This window comes from Stenotrophomonas sp. HITSZ_GD (genome assembly GCF_029543105.1).
Lineage (GTDB): Bacteria > Pseudomonadota > Gammaproteobacteria > Xanthomonadales > Xanthomonadaceae > Stenotrophomonas_A.
Genome location: NZ_JARQXB010000017.1, coordinates 19,835 through 36,567 on the forward strand (window position 1 = coordinate 19,835; position 16,733 = coordinate 36,567).

The 16,733-nt window shown below is 69.9% G+C and carries 16 protein-coding genes; 9 read left to right on the forward strand and 7 right to left on the reverse strand.

Annotation, left to right across the window (positions count from 1 at the left end):
• Positions 1–9 precede the first annotated feature (9 nt).
• The 3 genes from aroA to serC are packed head-to-tail and all read right to left on the reverse strand — an operon-like array spanning position 10 to position 3,626.
• Positions 10–1,320, reverse strand: a complete 1,311-nt coding sequence (gene aroA / locus P6166_RS14745; RefSeq protein ID WP_277765203.1) for a 3-phosphoshikimate 1-carboxyvinyltransferase — start codon at positions 1,318–1,320, stop codon at positions 10–12.
• Between the two features lie 32 nt (positions 1,321–1,352).
• Positions 1,353–2,507, reverse strand: coding sequence for a prephenate dehydratase (gene pheA / locus P6166_RS14750; RefSeq protein ID WP_277765204.1), 1,155 nt, complete (start codon positions 2,505–2,507; stop codon positions 1,353–1,355).
• A 33-nt stretch (positions 2,508–2,540) separates the two neighbouring features.
• On the reverse strand, positions 2,541–3,626 hold the full coding sequence (gene serC / locus P6166_RS14755) for a 3-phosphoserine/phosphohydroxythreonine transaminase (RefSeq protein WP_277765205.1): 1,086 nt from the start codon (positions 3,624–3,626) through the stop codon (positions 2,541–2,543).
• Between the two features lie 161 nt (positions 3,627–3,787).
• Here serC and msrP point away from each other — a divergent pair, with 161 nt between their 5' ends.
• Both msrP and msrQ read left to right on the forward strand, forming a co-directional pair.
• Positions 3,788–4,756, forward strand: a complete 969-nt coding sequence (gene msrP, locus P6166_RS14760) for a protein-methionine-sulfoxide reductase catalytic subunit MsrP (RefSeq protein ID WP_277765206.1) — start codon at positions 3,788–3,790, stop codon at positions 4,754–4,756.
• A 53-nt stretch (positions 4,757–4,809) separates the two neighbouring features.
• Positions 4,810–5,445 (forward strand): protein-methionine-sulfoxide reductase heme-binding subunit MsrQ, encoded by a 636-nt coding sequence (gene msrQ, locus P6166_RS14765; protein WP_277765233.1) that lies wholly within the window; start codon positions 4,810–4,812, stop codon positions 5,443–5,445.
• Here msrQ and P6166_RS14770 read toward each other — a convergent pair.
• The gene (locus tag P6166_RS14770) at positions 5,387–6,196 is read right to left on the reverse strand and encodes an FHA domain-containing protein (protein WP_277765207.1); all 810 of its coding nucleotides are present in this window, start codon (positions 6,194–6,196) and stop codon (positions 5,387–5,389) included. The two genes, msrQ and P6166_RS14770, sit on opposite strands and share 59 nt — an antisense overlap.
• 105 nt (positions 6,197–6,301) lie before the next feature.
• On the opposite strand from P6166_RS14770, the gene P6166_RS14775 reads away from it, so the two are divergent.
• From P6166_RS14775 to P6166_RS14790, 4 genes are all read left to right on the forward strand, one after another.
• Positions 6,302–6,577: a polyhydroxyalkanoic acid system family protein gene (locus tag P6166_RS14775; RefSeq protein ID WP_277765208.1), complete on the forward strand. Its 276-nt coding sequence runs from the start codon at positions 6,302–6,304 to the stop codon at positions 6,575–6,577.
• Positions 6,578–6,657: 80 nt separating this feature from the next.
• Positions 6,658–7,164, forward strand: coding sequence for a phasin family protein (locus P6166_RS14780; RefSeq protein ID WP_277765209.1), 507 nt, complete (start codon positions 6,658–6,660; stop codon positions 7,162–7,164).
• A 226-nt stretch (positions 7,165–7,390) separates the two neighbouring features.
• Positions 7,391–8,368, forward strand: coding sequence for a restriction endonuclease (locus P6166_RS14785; RefSeq protein ID WP_277765210.1), 978 nt, complete (start codon positions 7,391–7,393; stop codon positions 8,366–8,368).
• Positions 8,369–8,488: 120 nt separating this feature from the next.
• Positions 8,489–9,142, forward strand: a complete 654-nt coding sequence (locus tag P6166_RS14790; RefSeq protein WP_277765211.1) for an HNH endonuclease — start codon at positions 8,489–8,491, stop codon at positions 9,140–9,142.
• 57 nt (positions 9,143–9,199) lie between these two features.
• Here P6166_RS14790 and P6166_RS14795 read toward each other — a convergent pair whose 3' ends face one another.
• A complete protein-coding gene (locus P6166_RS14795) occupies positions 9,200–9,553 on the reverse strand; it encodes an OmpA family protein (RefSeq protein WP_277765212.1) in 354 nt (117 codons plus the stop codon).
• Between the two features lie 8 nt (positions 9,554–9,561).
• On the opposite strand from P6166_RS14795, the gene P6166_RS14800 reads away from it, so the two are divergent.
• From P6166_RS14800 to P6166_RS14810, 3 genes are all read left to right on the forward strand, one after another.
• Positions 9,562–9,810 (forward strand): hypothetical protein, encoded by a 249-nt coding sequence (locus P6166_RS14800; protein ID WP_277765213.1) that lies wholly within the window; start codon positions 9,562–9,564, stop codon positions 9,808–9,810.
• 471 nt (positions 9,811–10,281) lie between these two features.
• Positions 10,282–11,058, forward strand: coding sequence for a HipA family kinase (locus tag P6166_RS14805; protein WP_345781879.1), 777 nt, complete (start codon positions 10,282–10,284; stop codon positions 11,056–11,058).
• On the forward strand, positions 11,036–11,428 hold the full coding sequence (locus P6166_RS14810) for a DUF3037 domain-containing protein (protein WP_130319054.1): 393 nt from the start codon (positions 11,036–11,038) through the stop codon (positions 11,426–11,428). The genes P6166_RS14805 and P6166_RS14810 overlap by 23 nt, the downstream gene beginning before the upstream one ends.
• A 51-nt stretch (positions 11,429–11,479) precedes the next feature.
• On the opposite strand, the gene P6166_RS14815 is transcribed toward P6166_RS14810, so the two are convergent.
• The gene (locus P6166_RS14815; RefSeq protein ID WP_277765215.1) at positions 11,480–13,864 is read right to left on the reverse strand and encodes a GH92 family glycosyl hydrolase; all 2,385 of its coding nucleotides are present in this window, start codon (positions 13,862–13,864) and stop codon (positions 11,480–11,482) included.
• Positions 13,865–13,982: 118 nt separating this feature from the next.
• A complete protein-coding gene (locus P6166_RS14820; protein ID WP_277765216.1) occupies positions 13,983–16,505 on the reverse strand; it encodes a membrane-bound PQQ-dependent dehydrogenase, glucose/quinate/shikimate family in 2,523 nt (840 codons plus the stop codon).
• Positions 16,506–16,733: the final 228 nt, after the last annotated feature.

A 16,733-nucleotide genomic window follows, 5' to 3' on the forward strand; every position in this document is an offset into this window, starting at 1 on the left:
GCGCGTCGCCTAGCCGGCGCGCAGGGCAAACCCGGCCGAGCGCGCAAGCGTGTCAAAGCCGGGGAAAGAGGTGGCCACGTTGGCCACATCGTCGATCACCACTTCGCCACTCGCGAGCTGGCCGGCGATGGCGAAGGCCATCGCGATGCGGTGGTCGCCGTGGCTGTCGATGCGGCCCGCGCCGATCGCGCCACCGTGGATCGTTGCGCCGTCCGGCGTCTCATCCACCTGGATGCCCAACGTGCGCAGCCCGTGCGCCATCGCGCCCAGGCGGTCGGATTCCTTCACCCGCAACTCCGCCGCGCCGCTCACCACCGTGCGCCCTTCCGCTGCGGCGGCGGCCACGAACAGTGCCGGGAACTCGTCGATCATGTCCGGCACCACATCTTCGGGGATCACCGCGCCCCGCAGCGGAGCATGACGCACGCGCAGATCGGCCACCGGCTCGCCCCCATGCTCACCCGGATTTTCTTCCTGGATGTCGGCGCCCATCAGGCGCAACGCCGCGAGCAGGCCGGTGCGCCGCGGATTGAGGCCGACCGCGCGCAACACGACTTCCGAACCGGGAATGACGCTGGCGGCGACGATGAAGAACGCCGCCGAGGAGAAATCGGCCGGCACCGCGATGTCCGTCGCCCGCAGCCGCTGGCCGCCGCGCAGGCGCGCCTGGCCGGGCGAGAACGCGATGTCCACCCCGAAGGCGGAAAGCATGCGCTCGGTGTAGTCGCGCGTAGGATGCGGCTCGGTCACCGAGGTCTCGCCCTCGGCATACAGGCCCGCCAGCAACACCGCGGATTTGACCTGGGCGCTGGCCACGGGCGAAACGAACTCGATGCCCGTCAAACGTTGGCCACCGTGGATGCGCAGCGGCGGCGTGCCGTCCTGCTCGGTGTCGATGCGTGCGCCCATCTGCGCAAGCGGCCCGGTGACGCGGCGCATCGGCCGGCGCGAGAGCGACGCATCGCCCACCAGCACGCTGTCGAACGCTTGTGCCGCCAGCAGGCCGGCCAGCAAGCGCATGCCGGTGCCGGCGTTGCCGCAATCCAGGTCACCTTCCGGCGCGCGCAAGCCATCCACGCCCACGCCGTGCACGATGCGCTGCGAGGCGGAGGGCGTGTCGATGCGCACGCCCAGGCGGGAGAAGATCGCCGCGGTCGAACGGGTGTCCTCGCCTTCGAGGAAACCGTCGATACGCGAGACGCCATCGGCGAGCGCGGCGAACATCACCGCGCGGTGCGAAACCGACTTGTCCCCGGGAATGGCCAGCGTGCCCCGCAGCGGGGTGCCGTGGCTGGCGATCCAGCTTTGCTTTGCGCTCATGTCTTTCCTGTTGCGTGATTCGTGGGCGGCGATCAGGGAATGGCGACCGGATAGGAGCCCAGCACCTTCACCTGCGCCGAATGCGCGGCCAGGTCGGCCAGCGCCTGCTTCATCGCCTCGTCCTCGACATGGCCGGCCAGATCGATGAAGAAGCCGTACTCCCACTTGGCCTGGTGCGAAGGCCGCGACTCGATGCGGTTCATGCTGATGCCGTGCCGCGCGAAGGGGCTGAGCACGTCGAACAGCGCGCCGGGCTTGTCGTGGATGAACACCAGGATCGAGGTGCGGTCGTGCCCGGACGGCGGGAAGATCTTGCGGCCGATCACCAGGAAGCGCGTGGTGTTGTCGTCGTCGTCCTCGATGGACTTCATGATGACCTTCTTCAGGCCATACACGTGCGCGGCGCTCTCCCCGCCGATGGCGGCGGCGTCGTCGGCATTGCGCGCGCGGCGCGCGCCCTCGGCGTTGGAGGACACCGGGATCTTCTCGGCCTTGGGCAGGTTGGCGCGCAGCCAGCCGGCGGTCTGGGCGAAGGACTGCGGGTGGGCGTAGATGCGCTCGATGTCGTCCAGCCGGCCGCCGCGCGAGAGCAGGTACTGGTGCACGCGCAGTTCCACTTCACCGCAGATCTTCAGGTTCGAGGTGAGGAACATGTCCAGCGTGACCTGGATGGTGCCCTGCCCCGAATTCTCCACCGGCACGACGCCGAAGTCGGCATTGCCGGCCTCGACCTCCTGGAACACCTCCTCGATGCTGGCCATCGGCTGGCCCACCGCCGAGCGGCCGAAATGCTTGAGCACGGCCTGCTGGCTGAAGGTGCCTTCCGGGCCGAGGTAGCCGATCTTCAGCGGTTCCTGCTGCGCCAGGCAGGCGGACATGATCTCGCGGAACACGTGCACCAGCACTTCGTCGCTGAGCGGGCCCTCGTTGCGGTCCACCACCATGCGCAGCACCTGCGCCTCGCGCTCGGGGCGGTAGTAATCCACCGCGGCGGCGAGCTTGCCCTTGGCCTTGCCGACCTGGTGGGCGAACTGCGCGCGCTCGGCGATCAGCGCCTGGATGCTGCGGTCGATCTCGTCGATCTTCGCGCGCACGTCGGCCAGGGCCGGCGGCGGCGCGGCCACGGGCGGCGCGGGAGTGGAGGTGCGTGCCGCCGGTGCGGCGGGCTTCTTCGGCTTGGCGGCCATGGATTCGTGTTTCCTGTTGCGGATGCGGGGAACTCAGCCGTGGCGCTGGCGGAAGTCGTGCATGAAATCGACCAGCGCCTGCGCGCCGGCCACCGGCATGGCGTTGTACAGCGAGGCGCGGATGCCGCCGACGGCCTTGTGGCCCTTCAGCGCGAGCAGGCCGGCGGCCTTGGACTCGCTGACGAACAGCGCGTCCAGGCGCTCGTCCGGCAGGAAGAACGGGATGTTCATCCGCGAACGCACCGCAGGCACGACCTCGTTGCGGTAATAGCCGCCCGAACCGTCGATGGCGCCGTACAGCAGGCGCGCCTTCTCGGCGTTGCGGCGGGCGAATTCGGCCACGCCGCCTTCGTCCAGCATCCAGCGCACGGTCAGGCCGAGCAGGTACCAGTTCCAGGTGGGCGGTGTGTTGAGCATGGAATCGCGCGCCGCATGCGAGCGGTAGTCGAAGATGTCCGCGCGCGGTTGGCCCTCGCGGGCGAGCAGGTCGCGGCGCACGATCACCACCGAGATGCCGACCGGGCCGAGGTTCTTCTGCGCACCAGCGTAGATCAGCCCGTAACGCGAGACGTCGATGGGCTCGGAAGCGATCGAGGAGCTGAAATCGGCGAACAGCGGCACCGCGCCCACGTCCGGGGTATCGCGGAACTCCACGCCGTGGATCGTTTCGTTGGCGGTGATGTGGACATACGCCGCGTCCGCGGAGAGCTGCCACTGCGCGCGCGGCGGGATATCGCGAAAACCGGAGGCCTCGCCGTCGGCGGCGATGTGCACGTTCACGTAGGGCTTGGCCTGTTTGATCGCCGTCTTGCCCCAATGGCCGGTGACGACCACGTCGACCGTCTGCCCGGGGGCGGCGAAATTCAGCGGCAGCAGCGCTTGCTGGGTGGTGGCGCCGCCGGCCAGGAACAGCACGGCGTAGTCGTCCGGGATCGCCAGCAGCTGGCGCAGGTCGGCCTCGGCGCGCTCGGCCAGGGCAATGAAATCCGCGCTGCGGTGGCTGATCTCCACCACCGAGGCGCCCACGCCGTTCCATTCCAACATCTCCGCCTGTGCCTGGCGCAACACCGGCTCGGGCAGCGTCGCCGGGCCGGCACTGAAATTGAACGCGCGGGTCATGTCGCACCTTGATCGAAACAGTCCCGTAGTATGCCGCAGCGCACCAGCGATGGCAGGCCGCGTGAAAAGTTGCATTTGCATCGATTCGGGCGGTTGCGGTGGAAACTTCCCGCGCGCCGGTGCAGTCTGAGTGGACACGCCCCCTCCCTGCAGGCCGTCCGATGTCCCTACGCGATGCCCTCCGCATTCCCGCCCGCGAGATCACCGACGAGGCGGTCTATCGCGATCGCCGCCGCGTGCTGCAGGCGCTGGCCCTGGGGCCGGCGCTTGGCCTGTCCGGCTGCGCCGAGGCCGATCCCCCGCCGCCGCCGAAAGTCACCATCACGCCCGAGCAGGCGCGCCAGGGGTTCCGCACCAGCGAGACCCTGACCCGCTACGAGGACGTCACCAGCTACAACAACTTCTACGAGTTCGGCACCGGCAAGACCGATCCCTCGCGCGCACCCAAGACGCTGCGCACGCGGCCGTGGTCGGTGCAGGTGGGCGGCGAATGCGCCAAGCCGGGCACGCTGGACTTCGACGCGCTGCTCAAGGGCCTCACGCCGGAAGAGCGCGTGTACCGGTTGCGCTGCGTGGAAGGCTGGTCGATGGTGATTCCGTGGACCGGCGTGCCGCTGGCCGACGTGCTCAAGCGCTTCGAGCCCACCGCCAAGGCCAAGTATGTCGCCTTCACCACGCTGGCCGATCCGCAGCAGATGCCCGGCATCGCCTACCGCTCGATCGAATGGCCCTACAAGGAAGGCCTGCGCATCGACGAGGCCATGCACCCGCTGACGTTCCTGGCCACCGGCTTGTACGGCAAGCCGCTGCCGCAGCAGAACGGCGCGCCGCTGCGCCTGGTGGTGCCTTGGAAATACGGCTTCAAGAGCATCAAGTCGATCGTGGAGATCCGCTTCGTCGAGCGCATGCCCGAAACCGCCTGGCACGAGTTGCAGCCGAGTGAGTACGGGTTCTTCTCCAACGTCAACCCGGCGGTGGACCACCCGCGCTGGAGCCAGAAGACCGAACGCCGCATCGCCGGCACGGCCAGCAAGCTGTTCGCCGAGCGCATTCCCACCCTGCCGTTCAACGGCTACGCGGCGCAGGTCGCTTCGCTGTACGCCGGCATGGACCTGAAGAAATGGTTTTGAGCCCGGCGCCCGCCGCGCGCCGACCCGCGCCCCCGCGTCGCGCCAGTGCCGGGATCCTCCTCGCCAAGACGCTCGTGCACCTGGCCGCGCTGACGCCGCTGGCGCTGCTCGCCTGGCAGTTCTGGCAGGTGTGGCAGACCGGCAGCGACGCCCTGGGCGCCGACCCGGTGGCCGAAATCGAACACCGCACCGGGCTGTGGGCCCTGCGCCTGCTGCTGCTCACGCTGGCGATCACCCCGCTGCGCCAGCTCACCGGGCAACCGGTGCTGATCCGGTTCCGCCGCTTGCTCGGCCTGTACGCGTTCTTCTACGCCTGCCTGCATCTCGGCGCCTACCTGGCGCTGGACCTGCGCGGCTACTGGACGCAGATCTTCGAGGAGATCGCCAAGCGCCCGTACATCACGGTCGGGTTCCTGGCGTGGCTGCTGCTGGTGCCGCTGGCAATCACCTCCACCCAGGGCTGGATCCGCCGGCTCAAGCGCAACTGGGGCCGGCTGCACAAGCTGATCTACGCGATCGGCGTGCTCGCGGTGCTGCATTTCTGGTGGCTGGTGAAGTCCGACATCCGCGAGCCGGCGATCTACGCGGCGATCCTGGCGGTGCTGCTCGGCTGGCGCGGCTGGAAGGCGATCAGCGCGCGCCGAACCACAGCAGCGCGCTCAGCGCCGCGGCCAGCAGCACCGCGCTGAGCAGCAGCCACGGCCAGCGGCTGACCCGGGCGCGCGGCGGTGCGCCCGCATCGGCGGCGGGGCGACGCGGGCCGGCCGGTTCGGCCACCGGTTCGAGTTCGACCAGCGCCGGCTGCACCGGCACTTCCAGCACGAAGCGATGCTGGGCGTCGAACACGATCTGGTCGCCGGGCTGCAGCCAGCAATCGCGCACGGCGATGCCGTTGACCACGCTGCCCTCGTGCGAGCCGAGGTCGCGCAGCAGCACGCGCCCGTCGTGCGGCTCCAGGCGCGCGTGGCGCGCGGCGAAGGCGGCGTCGTCGATGAGGATGTCCGCGCCCGTCTCGCCGCCGACCAGTCGTGGCTGGTCGAGGGTGAAGGAGCGGCCGTGGTGCCGCCCGCCCACGCCGCGCAACAACATCTGCGCATCGCCAGGCGTGGATTCGGTGCCGGCCGCCGGAATGCGCGTCTGCGGCGCCAGGCCGGCGCGCAGCACCATTTCCACCCCGTCGGCGTACACCGCATCGCCGGCGCGCAGCAGGGCCATGCGCCGCACCGGGCGTCCATTGACGTGGATGCCGCGCACCCCGTTGGCGACCTGTAGCCACAAGCCGCGGCGATCCAGGCAGAACTGCGCCAGCAGCAAGGCGCCCTGGGTGTCCTCCACCAGCCGCACGTTGCCGGAGGCATGACGCACGATCCGGTGGACGCCGGGCTTCAGGGGGTGGTCCGGCTGCTGCCGGTGGGTGAAGTGGACTTGCAGTTCGCGCACGCGGCGCAGCCTAGCAGGTTGGCCCGGCCCGCAGATAGCCGGGACTTGGAGCGCGACGGCCACGACGCCACAATGCGCGCCTTTCCCGCCGCGCCGGAGCCGCGCATGTCCCAGATCGATATCCGCCACGAACATGGCAAGACCCCCGAACAGGCGCGCGTGGCCATCGAGGAGGCCGCCGCCAAGCTGACCGACCGCTTCGGCGTGCGCTCGCAATGGCAGGGCGACACGCTGCAGTTCAACGGCAGCGGCGTGGACGGTGCCATCCAGCTGCTGCCCGGCGCGGTGCGCGTCACCGCCTCGCTCGGCTTCCTGCTCTCGGCGATGAAGGGCATGGTGGAGGGCGAAATCCGCCGCGTGCTGGCCGACAAGCTCGGTTAAGCCGCCGGCCGGCGGCTTCACTCGACCGATGCAGGCCCGTCGCTAGGCTTGAAGTCATCCATCGCCCCATGGAGTCGATCATGACCAGCGCACAACCGAACGGGTACCGCAGCCGCCGCCGTGGCGGCGCGACGGAAGACGACAGCGTGGAGAGCTTCCAGGCACAGGCCGAGCAATGGTCTCGCCGCCTGGGCACTTCGGCGCAGAACATCTGGTGGGCCGGACTGGGCGCCATGCAGCGCGCGCAGGCCGAGGGTAGCCGGCTGTTCGACAGCCTGGTGCAGGAAGGCGCCGAGGTGGACCGCGAAGGGCGGCAGAAGGCCGGCGAGCACGTGGACGACGTGCGCGATGAGGTGCGCAGCCGCTTCGAGGATGCGCGGGAAACCGCCGCCGCCGGCTGGGGGCGCATCGAACGTGCGTTCGACGACCGCCTGCGCGCCGCGCTGCACCGTCTCGACGTACCCGACCGCGAGGAAATCGACGCGCTGCGCCGGCAGGTTTCCCAGCTGCGCAACCAGGTTTCGCGCCTGAGCGCGGCCGAACGCGTGGCACGCGGCCCGGTCGAGCCCGAAAACGACATCGACTGAAGCCCCTTTCGGCCGGATTGTTGCAAAGCAACATCAAGTTGCCGACAATCGGGCTGGCCCGCCAGTCCACTCAGAACGCCGTTTGCTTCCCTCCCCTCTCGGCTTCGGACTGGCGGGCTTCTCATATCAGCCTTCCGACGTCGCTTCGACGAGCGGCGGCCTCATGATCACCCGATACGCGCCGATATAGACTGCGGCGCTATGGCCTCGTTTCGTCGGGTACTCAATGTTTTCCTGGATTCTCGCCCTGCTGTTGGCCGTCGTGGCCTGGAGCGCCGCCACCGTCTACCTGTGGTGGGTGCGCCGACGCCGCGATGAGACCCGCGCGGGGCTGGCGGCGCTGGCCAGCCTGCACTGGCGGGAGTTCTCCGAAATCATCCGCCGCGCCCTGCAGGACGAGCGCAGCTGGCAGGTGGTGGCCCAGGCCGACGAGGAAGGCGCGCCGCGCAGCGATTTCCTGATGCGTGGCGAGCAGGGCGCGACGTGGATGATTTCCTGCAAGCATGGCCGCGCGTACCGTATCGGCGCGGCGGCGGTGAACGAGCTGGGCACGGCGCTGCGATTGGCCGGCGCGCAAGGCGGCGTGCTGATCACCGAGGGCATCGTGGAACGCGAGGGCCTGGCCGCCGCCGAGCGCCAGCATGTGGAGATCCTCGACGGCCGGCGCATCTGGCCGGTTCTCAAGCCCTACCTGGCCGCCGAAACCGAGAACCGCATCGTCCAGGCCGCGCGCCGGCGGGCGCAGCGGCACACCGGCATCGCGGCACTGGCCTCGCTGACGCTGGGGCTGCTGGTCGGCCTGGGTTACCTGTCCTCGCATCCGCCCACCAGGACGGCGCCGGCCATCGCGGCCGCGCCGGTGGCGCCCGCGACGCTCCCCTCCGCGACGACGCCCGACGCCCCCGCCTCGTCCTCGAGCGAGGCTGCCCTGGCGGTCGTGCCCGTGGAGCCGGATCCGGCCACGCTGGATCGCTATCAGGCCTCCGTCTCGCGCGCGCTGGCGCAGACGCCGGGCATCACGCGCGGCATCTGGCTGACCCGGCTCACGCTGGCGGTGGACCGGCAGGTCGACGACGCCACCGCCTGGCCGCTGATCTGCCGTGAAGTGGAGCGCTACCCGGTACTGCGCACGGTGCGCATCCAGCTCAATCCGCGCCCCGGCGTGGACGAACCGGTGCGCTGGCGGCAGTGCCGCACCATCTGACCGAGCCGCCCCACAGCGGCCGCCACGGCGCGGCGCGGCACCGTTTGCGATCGCGCGCGAAGACGCCGATCGCGATGCGATACCCAAACTGTCAACAATCGGGTATAAGCTGTCTTCCCGATGGAGACAGACACTTACACACGTGATCTGATCGACACCGGAGTCGACCCGGCGCCGGTTCCCGAGGCATCTCTCGCGACCTTCCCCCGAACCGTGCCGCGCATGCTGTCGCTGGACGCGCACGGCCGCGTACTGGACTGGATCAACTGGCAGGATGCCGCCTGCCTCTACGCGCGCGATGCGGTGTCCTGGACGCTGGGCGACCCGTGCCTGCAGATCCACGGCGGAACCTGCCGCATGACCGGCGAACGCAGCGTGCTCGACCTGCACCCGATCATCGCCGCGCGCGGCCACGCGCGTTCGCGCGCGCTCGATCCCACCCCGACGCTGACCAATACCGCGTTGTTCGCACGCGACGCGCACCTGTGCCTGTACTGCGGCCAGCAGTTCAGCCGGCCGCATTTGACCCGCGACCACGTGATGCCGGTCTCCAAGGGGGGGCGCGACACCTGGGAGAACGTCGTCACCGCGTGCTTCCACTGCAACTCGCGCAAGAGCAACCGCACGCCGCAGCAGGCCGGCATGCCGCTGCTGGCCGTACCGTACCGGCCGAGCTGGATCGAACACCTGATCCTCTCCAACCGTCACATCCTCGCCGACCAGATGGCGTTCCTGCGCAACCAGCTGCCGAAGAAATCCAAGCTGCTGGCGTAGATGCGAAAAAGGGTGCGGCCCTCGCCGCACCCTTCGCGTTGCAGTCGCTTCCCGGTGTCAGGCCGGGTTGGCGACGATCTCCACCCGGCGATCCGGCGCCAGGCAGGCCACCAGGGCCGGCCGGGACAGCGAAGCACCGCAATCGGTGATCGACTCCAGTTCTCCCCTGCCCTGCGCGCTGATCGCCGCCGCGGGCAGGCCCTGGGCGATCAGCACGTTGCGCACGGTGTCGGCACGCCGCTGGGACAGGCGCTGGTTGGCGAAGTCGTCGCCGATGCGGTCCGCGTGGCCAATTACCTGCACATCGCGGATGCCGGCCGCGCCCCGCAGCAACTCGGCGGCGATCTGCTGCAGGCGCGCACGCCCGGCCTGGCTCAGGTCGCTTTCGGCCCACTTGCCGAACGCGAACATCGTTCTCGATGCTGAAGACCGAATTGCGATCGTCGGCATCCGACTCGCACGACGTGCCGCCGACCGCCTGGCGCGTGATGCCCACGAGCGCCTGCGCTTCGGGCGGAACCGCCAGGCTCGCGAGGATGGCCGAGGCCAGCGCGGTGGTCAGCACCTGCGCGTGGGCGGATGTGCGGCTGCTGCCGCCCACGGATCGGGTCGCCAGTTCCGAGGCGACGACGGGGGCCCGCAGCGAGCGGTTCCACACCAAGCGATAAATCTTATTCATTCGAGAAGCCACCGGTTGAGAAGGTGGCGGAATGATCTGAATCGCGTCTTTGGGGATATATGAGAAAAATCGCACCGAAGCGCGTGCGTCTGCCTGGATGCCGAGCGGCACCGCGCGGGGCCCGCTGGAGATGCCTGGCAAATCCTTTGCGGAACAAGCAATTGCAAGCGGCGCCAGGCCACTTTATCGGGGTGTGCGGGCCGCCCCGCTGTCAAGCAAAACTTTGACGCAGTCGCGTTGGTTCAGCGATTCCTGAGAAATTTCTAATGCGGCGAGCGGGCGCGTCGAAAGTGAATCCCCGGAACTGCGCACCGCCATTCAGCGGTAGAGCGCAGAGACGAGGCGCCGCCGTGCATGGATCGGGCTTGGGCCGCGCCCGTTGGGTGCGCATGGGCCGACCACGTGCCCGCGGCGCATCCGATCGCGTAACCTTGCAGCCCTGATGACCACCCCACCTGCCCTGCGCACCGTCCACGCCACCCGCTACGTCACGCCCTTGCGCGAAGGCGGCTCGCTCCCCGCCGTGATCGAGGCCGACGACGACGGCCTGTACGTGATGAAATTCCGTGGCGCCGGCCAGGGCCCCAAGGCGCTGGTGGCTGAGCTGATTTCCGGTGAGCTGGCACGCGCGCTAGGGCTACCGATGCCCGAACTGGTCTTCGCCGAACTCGACCGCGAGTTCGCGCGCACCGAACCGGACCCGGAGATCCAGGACCTGATCCGCGCCAGCGAGGGCCTCAACCTCGCCATCGACTACCTGCCCGGGGCGATCAACTACGACCCGGCGGCCATGCGACCGGATGCGGCGCTGGCCTCGCGTATCGTGTGGTTCGATGCCTGCATCTCCAACGTGGACCGCACCACCCGCAACACCAACCTGATGGTGTGGCACGGCAAGCTGTACCTGATCGACCACGGCGCCTCGCTGTATTTCCACCACGACTGGGCCAGCGCGGGCGATGCGGCCGCCAAGCCGTTCGCGATGATCCGCGACCACGTGCTGCTGCCCTTCGCCAGCGACATCGCCGGTGCCGACGCGGAACTGGCGCCCAGGCTCGATCTGGAAACGCTGCGCGCCATCGTGGACCAGGTGCCCGACGCATGGCTGCTGCCCGATCCCGCCTTCGCCGACGTGGCGGCGCAGCGCCAGGCTTATGTCGACCATCTGCAGCAACGCCTGGCGCAACGCCGGGTGTTCGTCGAGGAGGCGCTCCGTGCCCACGCCGCACACGTATGACTATGCGGTCATCCGCGTGGTGCCGCGGGTGGAGCGCGAGGAATTCATCAACGTCGGGGTGATCGTCTCCTGCCCGACGGCGCGCCATCTGGAAGCGCGCATCGAGCTGGACGAAGCCCGCCTGCGCGCGTTCGCGCCGGGCCTGGACATCGACGCACTGCGCCCGTACCTGGACGCCATCGTGGCGATCTGCAAGGGCGATGCCGAGGCCGGCCCAATCGCAGCGCTGCCGCCGCGCGCGCGCTTCCACTGGTTGACCGCCAAGCGCAGTTCCATCGTGCAGGTCTCGCCGGCGCACGTGGGCCGCACCACGCAGCCCGAGCGCATCGTCGAACACCTCATGCAGCGCATGGTCCGCCTGCCGGGCTGATCCCCGGCGTGGCGGCCTGGGAGGCGCGGCCCGCGCCGCGCCCTGTGGCCCTCAGCCTTCCGGCCCGAACGAGGGCGGCACGTCGCCACCGCCCCACTGCGTGTTCTCCGCGGTGCCCAGCGTGAACTCCAGCGTGCCGCCGCGCGAGATGAAATCCGCCGGCAGCCATGTCTTGTCGGTCTGCCGGCCATCCACCTGCAGCGACTGCACATAGGGCGCGTCCATCGCCGCGCCGCGCGCGTCGATCTCGATCCGCGCCCCCGGGCGCGCGATCACCGCATGCGGGAACAGCGGGCTGCCGACCACCAGTTCCGCGCGCCCCGGATACAGCGGATAAAGCCCCAGCGCCGACCACACGTACCACGAGGACATCTGCCCCAGGTCGTCGTTGCCGGAGATGCCTTCCGGGGTGTTCGTCCATATCTGCCGCATCGCCGCGCGCACCGTGGCCTGCGTCTTCCACGGCTGGCCGACGAAATGGTAGAGCCACGGCGACGCGATGGACGGCTCGTTGTCCAGTTCGGCATGCAGCGGACCGGCGTTTGTCACCGCCCAGCGGCCATCGGGATGGCGGAAGAAGGCATCGAGCCGCTGCGTCGCCTGCGCGCGCCCACCGAGCTTGTCGATCAGCCCCGCGGGGTCGAACGGCACCATCCACAGGTACTGCGCGCCGCTGCCCTCGACGAACTCCTCGTCCGAGGCTGGATCGAACGCCGGCCAGCTGCCATCGGCCCGCCGCGGCTGCAGGTAGCCGCCCTGCGCGGTCGCCTGCGGGTTGAACAGGTGCCGCCAGCCCCCCGAGCGCGCACGGAACTGCCGGGCACCCTCGCGGTCTCCGGCCGCCAGCGCCAGTTCGGCCAGGCCGAAATCGGCGGCCGCCAGTTCCAGCGTGTCCGAGGCCGATCCCCACCCCGGCGCGCCGACGGGCATGTAGCCCAGCCGCAACCAGGCATCCAGCCCCGGGCGCTGGCCCACGCACAGCACCGGACAGCCCTTGCGGCTGAGGTCCTTGTCCGTGGGCACGGTGGCGGCGCGCTTGAGCGAGGCGTAAGCGCGCGCCAGGTCGAAATCGCGCCCGCCGAACGCGTGGATCGCGGCCAGCGACGGCGGCGAAGGATCGCCGTTCATCACCCCCGTGGCGCCGGTCAGGTGCGTCCAGCGATCCCACACGCCGCCGTTCTGCTCGGCCTGGTTGAGCAGCGACTGCGCGATGTCCGAGCCGACCTGGGGCTGCAGCAACGTCACCAGCTGCAGCTGCGAGCGGTACACATCCCAACCGGAATAGTTCGCGTACTGCGCCCGCTGCCTGCGCGCGAGGCGATGCACGGCGCCATCGAAACCACGGTAGCGCCCATCGGCGTCGCTGTAGAGGTTCGGCGCGAGCAAGGCGTGGTAGAGCGCGGTGTAGAACACCGTGCGCTCGTCCGGCGTGCCACCCTCCACGCGGATGCGCCCGAGCAACGCGTTCCAGGCGCCGCGCGCGGCGGCCTGGGTCGCCTCCAGCGAGGTGCTGTCCGGGCTTTCCCGGCGCAGGTTCGCGCGCGCGCCGGCTTCGTCCACGTAGGACACGCCGATGCGCACGTTGACCGTCGCTCCTTCCGCGAAAACGATCCACCCGCCCGCGCCGCGGCCGGCCGGCGGATGGCCGCGCGTACCGTAGGTGGTGCCGCCCTCGCCTTCCCTCGCGCCGGCTTGCACGGCATCGTCCCGCCACGTGCCGCCGGCCTGGAAGGGCTGGTCGAACTGGGCCACGAAGTGCAGCGTGTAGTAGCTCTCGCGCCGGTCCTCGGCCAGATAACCGCAGAAGTTGCCGCTGGTCACCGAGCCGCTCACCGTGCGCGTGGCCGGATCGATGCGGATCGTCGAAGCACTGCTGCCGACCTCGCTGTCGGAAGTGCGCAGCAGCAGGTTGGCCGGCTTGTCGGCCGGAAACACGAAGCGGCCCACCGCGGTGCGTTCGGTGGCGCCCAGCGACACCGCCACGCCGTTGTCCAGGGCGACGGCGTAGGCGCCCGGGCTGGCGCGCTCCTTGGCGTGGTCGAGCAGGCTGGCGTACATCAGCCCGGCCTCCACCGACGAGGGCGAGGTGGTCACCGGCACCGTCACCGGCATCAACGGGATGTCGCCGCTGGCGCCCGCGCAGCCACTGCCCGAGACGCGGGTGAGGCTGAAGCCGCGCACCCCGTTGCCGCGCCATTCATAGCCGCCCGGCGCGGCGATGGGAAAGCGCTTGCCCGGCAGCGGCGTCATTTCCGGGCTGAAGGCGACCAGGCCGAAGGGCATCGTCGCGCCCGGATAAACGTTGCCGCCATGGGTGGTGCCGATGAACGGATTGACCTCGGCGGCGAGGTCAGGCCCTGCGATGGGCGCGCCCGCCCACAGCGAACCGGCGGTCAGCAGCACACAGGTGGCCAGCAGCACGGGACGGACGATCATCGGGCACTCCCCTCGTTGGATCGCCCATGGTGGCCATTTGGATCGTTCCAACGCATGGGACAGAAGTCCCGGTCCTGCCGCCCGGATGCGCGTTGGCACGCATCCGGGCGACGGGCGCTCACGGCGCGCTCGCCAGCGCGTAGGCGATCACGTAGTCGCCCTTCGGCGTCTCCATGAAGTGGTGGCCGCCGGCCATGATGACCAGGTACTGGCGGCCGCCGATCTCGTAGGTCATCGGCGTGGCCTGCCCGCCGGCCGGCAGCTTGGCGTGCCAGACGGTTTCACCCGTGCGCAGGTCGATCGCGCGGATCAGGTCGTCGGTCGCCGCGGCGATGAAGATCAACCCGCCAGCAGTCACCACCGCGCCGCCGTTGTTCGGCGTGCCGATCTCGATTGGCAGGCCCGAGCGGATGCCGAACGGCCCGTTGCCGCGAGCGCTGCCGAACGGGCGGTCCCACAGCGTGCGGCCGGTCTTGAGGTCGATGGCGCGGATGCCGCCATACGGCGGTTGCTTGCACAGCAGCCCGGTGAACGGCAGGCGCCAGCCGGCGTTGACGTTGATCGCATACGGCGTGCCCACCTGCGGATCGCCCGCGCCCTCCGCACCGCCCATATCCCCGCGCACGTCCTCGCGCGGCGCCCAGCCGAGCTTGTCGGCCTTGGCGCGCGGCACCAGCAGGTTGTAGTTCGGCATGTCGTTGTAGTTGGCCACGATCACGCCGCGGCGCGGGTCCAGCGCCACGCTGCCCCAGTCCGAACCGCCGTTGTAGCCGGGGTATTCGATCGAATGACGCTCGCTTTCCGGGGGCGTGTAGAAGCCCTGGTAGCTGGCGCGGCGGAACTGGATGCGGCACACCAGCTGGTCGATCGGGGTGATGCCCCACATGTCGCGTTCGGTGAGGTCGGGCTTGCGCAGCGTGTGGTACAGCGAGAAGCGCTGCGTCGGCGAGCGCTGTTCCGGTTCCACGCCACCCTTGGGCACCGCGCGTTCCTCGGCGGCGGTGAGCAGCTGGCCGGTACGGCGGTCGAGCACGTACATGTCGCCCTGCTTGCTCGGCAGCAGGATGGCTTTCACCGCACCGTGATCGGTGGGGAAATCGAGCAGCGTGGCCTGCGAGCCGAGGTCGTAGTCCCACACGTCCTTGCGCACGGCCTGGAAATGCCACGCGGGCTTGCCGGTGGTCACGTCGATGGCGACCAGCGAGGTCGCGTATTCGTTCTGCGTGGGCGTGCGCGAGCCGCTCCAGTAGTCGGCGGCCGAGTTGCCCATCGGCAGGTAGACCAGGCCGAGCTCGTCGTCGCCGGTGGCGGTGGTCCACATGTTCGGCGTGCCGCGCGCCCAGGTCTGCCCGGCCGGCGGCGCGCCGGTCCAGTCCGGGTGTTCCATGTCCCAGGCCCAGCGCAGCTGGCCGGTGATGGCGTCATAGCCCTGGATCACGCCGGAGGGCGCGTCGCGGCGCTGGCCATCGAGCACCTGGTGGCCGGTGACGACCACCCCGCGCACGATCGCCGGCGGCGAGGTGATCGAGATGTAGCCCGGCCACGTCTTGCCCATGCCCACGGTGATGTCGACCTGGCCATGGTCGCCGAAGCCGCTGCAGGGCTTGCCGGTGTCGGCATCCACGGCGATCAGGCGCGCGTCGAGCGTGCCTTCGATGATGCGGCGGCGGCAATCGGCCAGCTCACCGCCGGGCGCGGCCGGCGTGGCGCTGGCGGTGGCCTGCACCGGGCTCGCCGAGGCCGGGCCGACGCTGGCCGGCGCCGCCGCGGCATTCGCGGCCAGCGTCGTGGCAATCGGCGCCTCGAAGTAGGACACGCCACGGCAGGCGGCGGTGTACGGAATCGCCTTGTCCGGCACCTTGGGATCGTAGCGCCAGCGCTCGTGGCCGGTATTGGCATCGAGCGCGATCAGCTGGTTGCGCGCGGTGCACAGGTAGAGCGTGTCGCCGATCTTCAGCGGCGTGGTCTCCGCGCCCCAGCGCTCGTCCGGCACATCGCCCGTGCGGAACGTCCATGCTTCGCGCAACTGCTTCACGTTGTCGCGATTGATCTGCTTGAGCGGCGAGTAACGTTGGGCGGCATTGCTGCGGCCATAGGCGGTCCAGTCGCCGTCGGCGGGCTGGTCGGTGATCGAACTGGCCAGCGGCGAAGTGACCGCCAGCGCGGCGGCCGCCTCGGCCGGGAACGCGCCTTCGGCCATCGTCACGCCATGCGGCACGAAGGCCAGCGCGAACGCGACCACGAACACCATCGCCAGCGCACCGGCGATGCCGCGCGACACGCCGCGCGCCACCGGGCGTTGCAGGCGCGGCAGCAGCAGCGCCAGGCAGAAGCCCAATGCCGTGAGCAGCCCCAGGCGCGGCACCCAACGCCAGTATTGGCTACCCGATTCCCACCACGTCCACAGCACGGTGGCGACGAACACCAGGAAGAAACACGCGGCGCCGGCATTCTTGCCGCGCCATAGCCACAGGCCGGACAGCAACAGCCCCACGCCGGCGAGCAGGTAGTACCAGGAGCCACCGAGGGTGGCGAGCCAGCCGCCGCCGGCGATGAAGACGATCGCCAGCAGCAGCACGAAAATCGAGAACAGCGACAGCGGCCAGGAACGGCCGCGATCGGCGACAGGGGTTGCGGACATCACTTTCTCCTTCACTTCCCCGTGAAATACACCGACGCACGCGCCGGCACCGCGCGCAGTTATCGCATTGCGGCAGTGAAAGCGATGCGTGCGAAAGGCGGCGCAGGTGGAACGGTAGGTGGCGGCAGACGCAGCACGCGCAGCCGCCCTAGCGTAAGCCCAGCGGCGCGTGCTTCAGCCGCCATGAGCGAAAGCGCGGCCTGCCGGATCGCGGCGCGCGGCGGACGC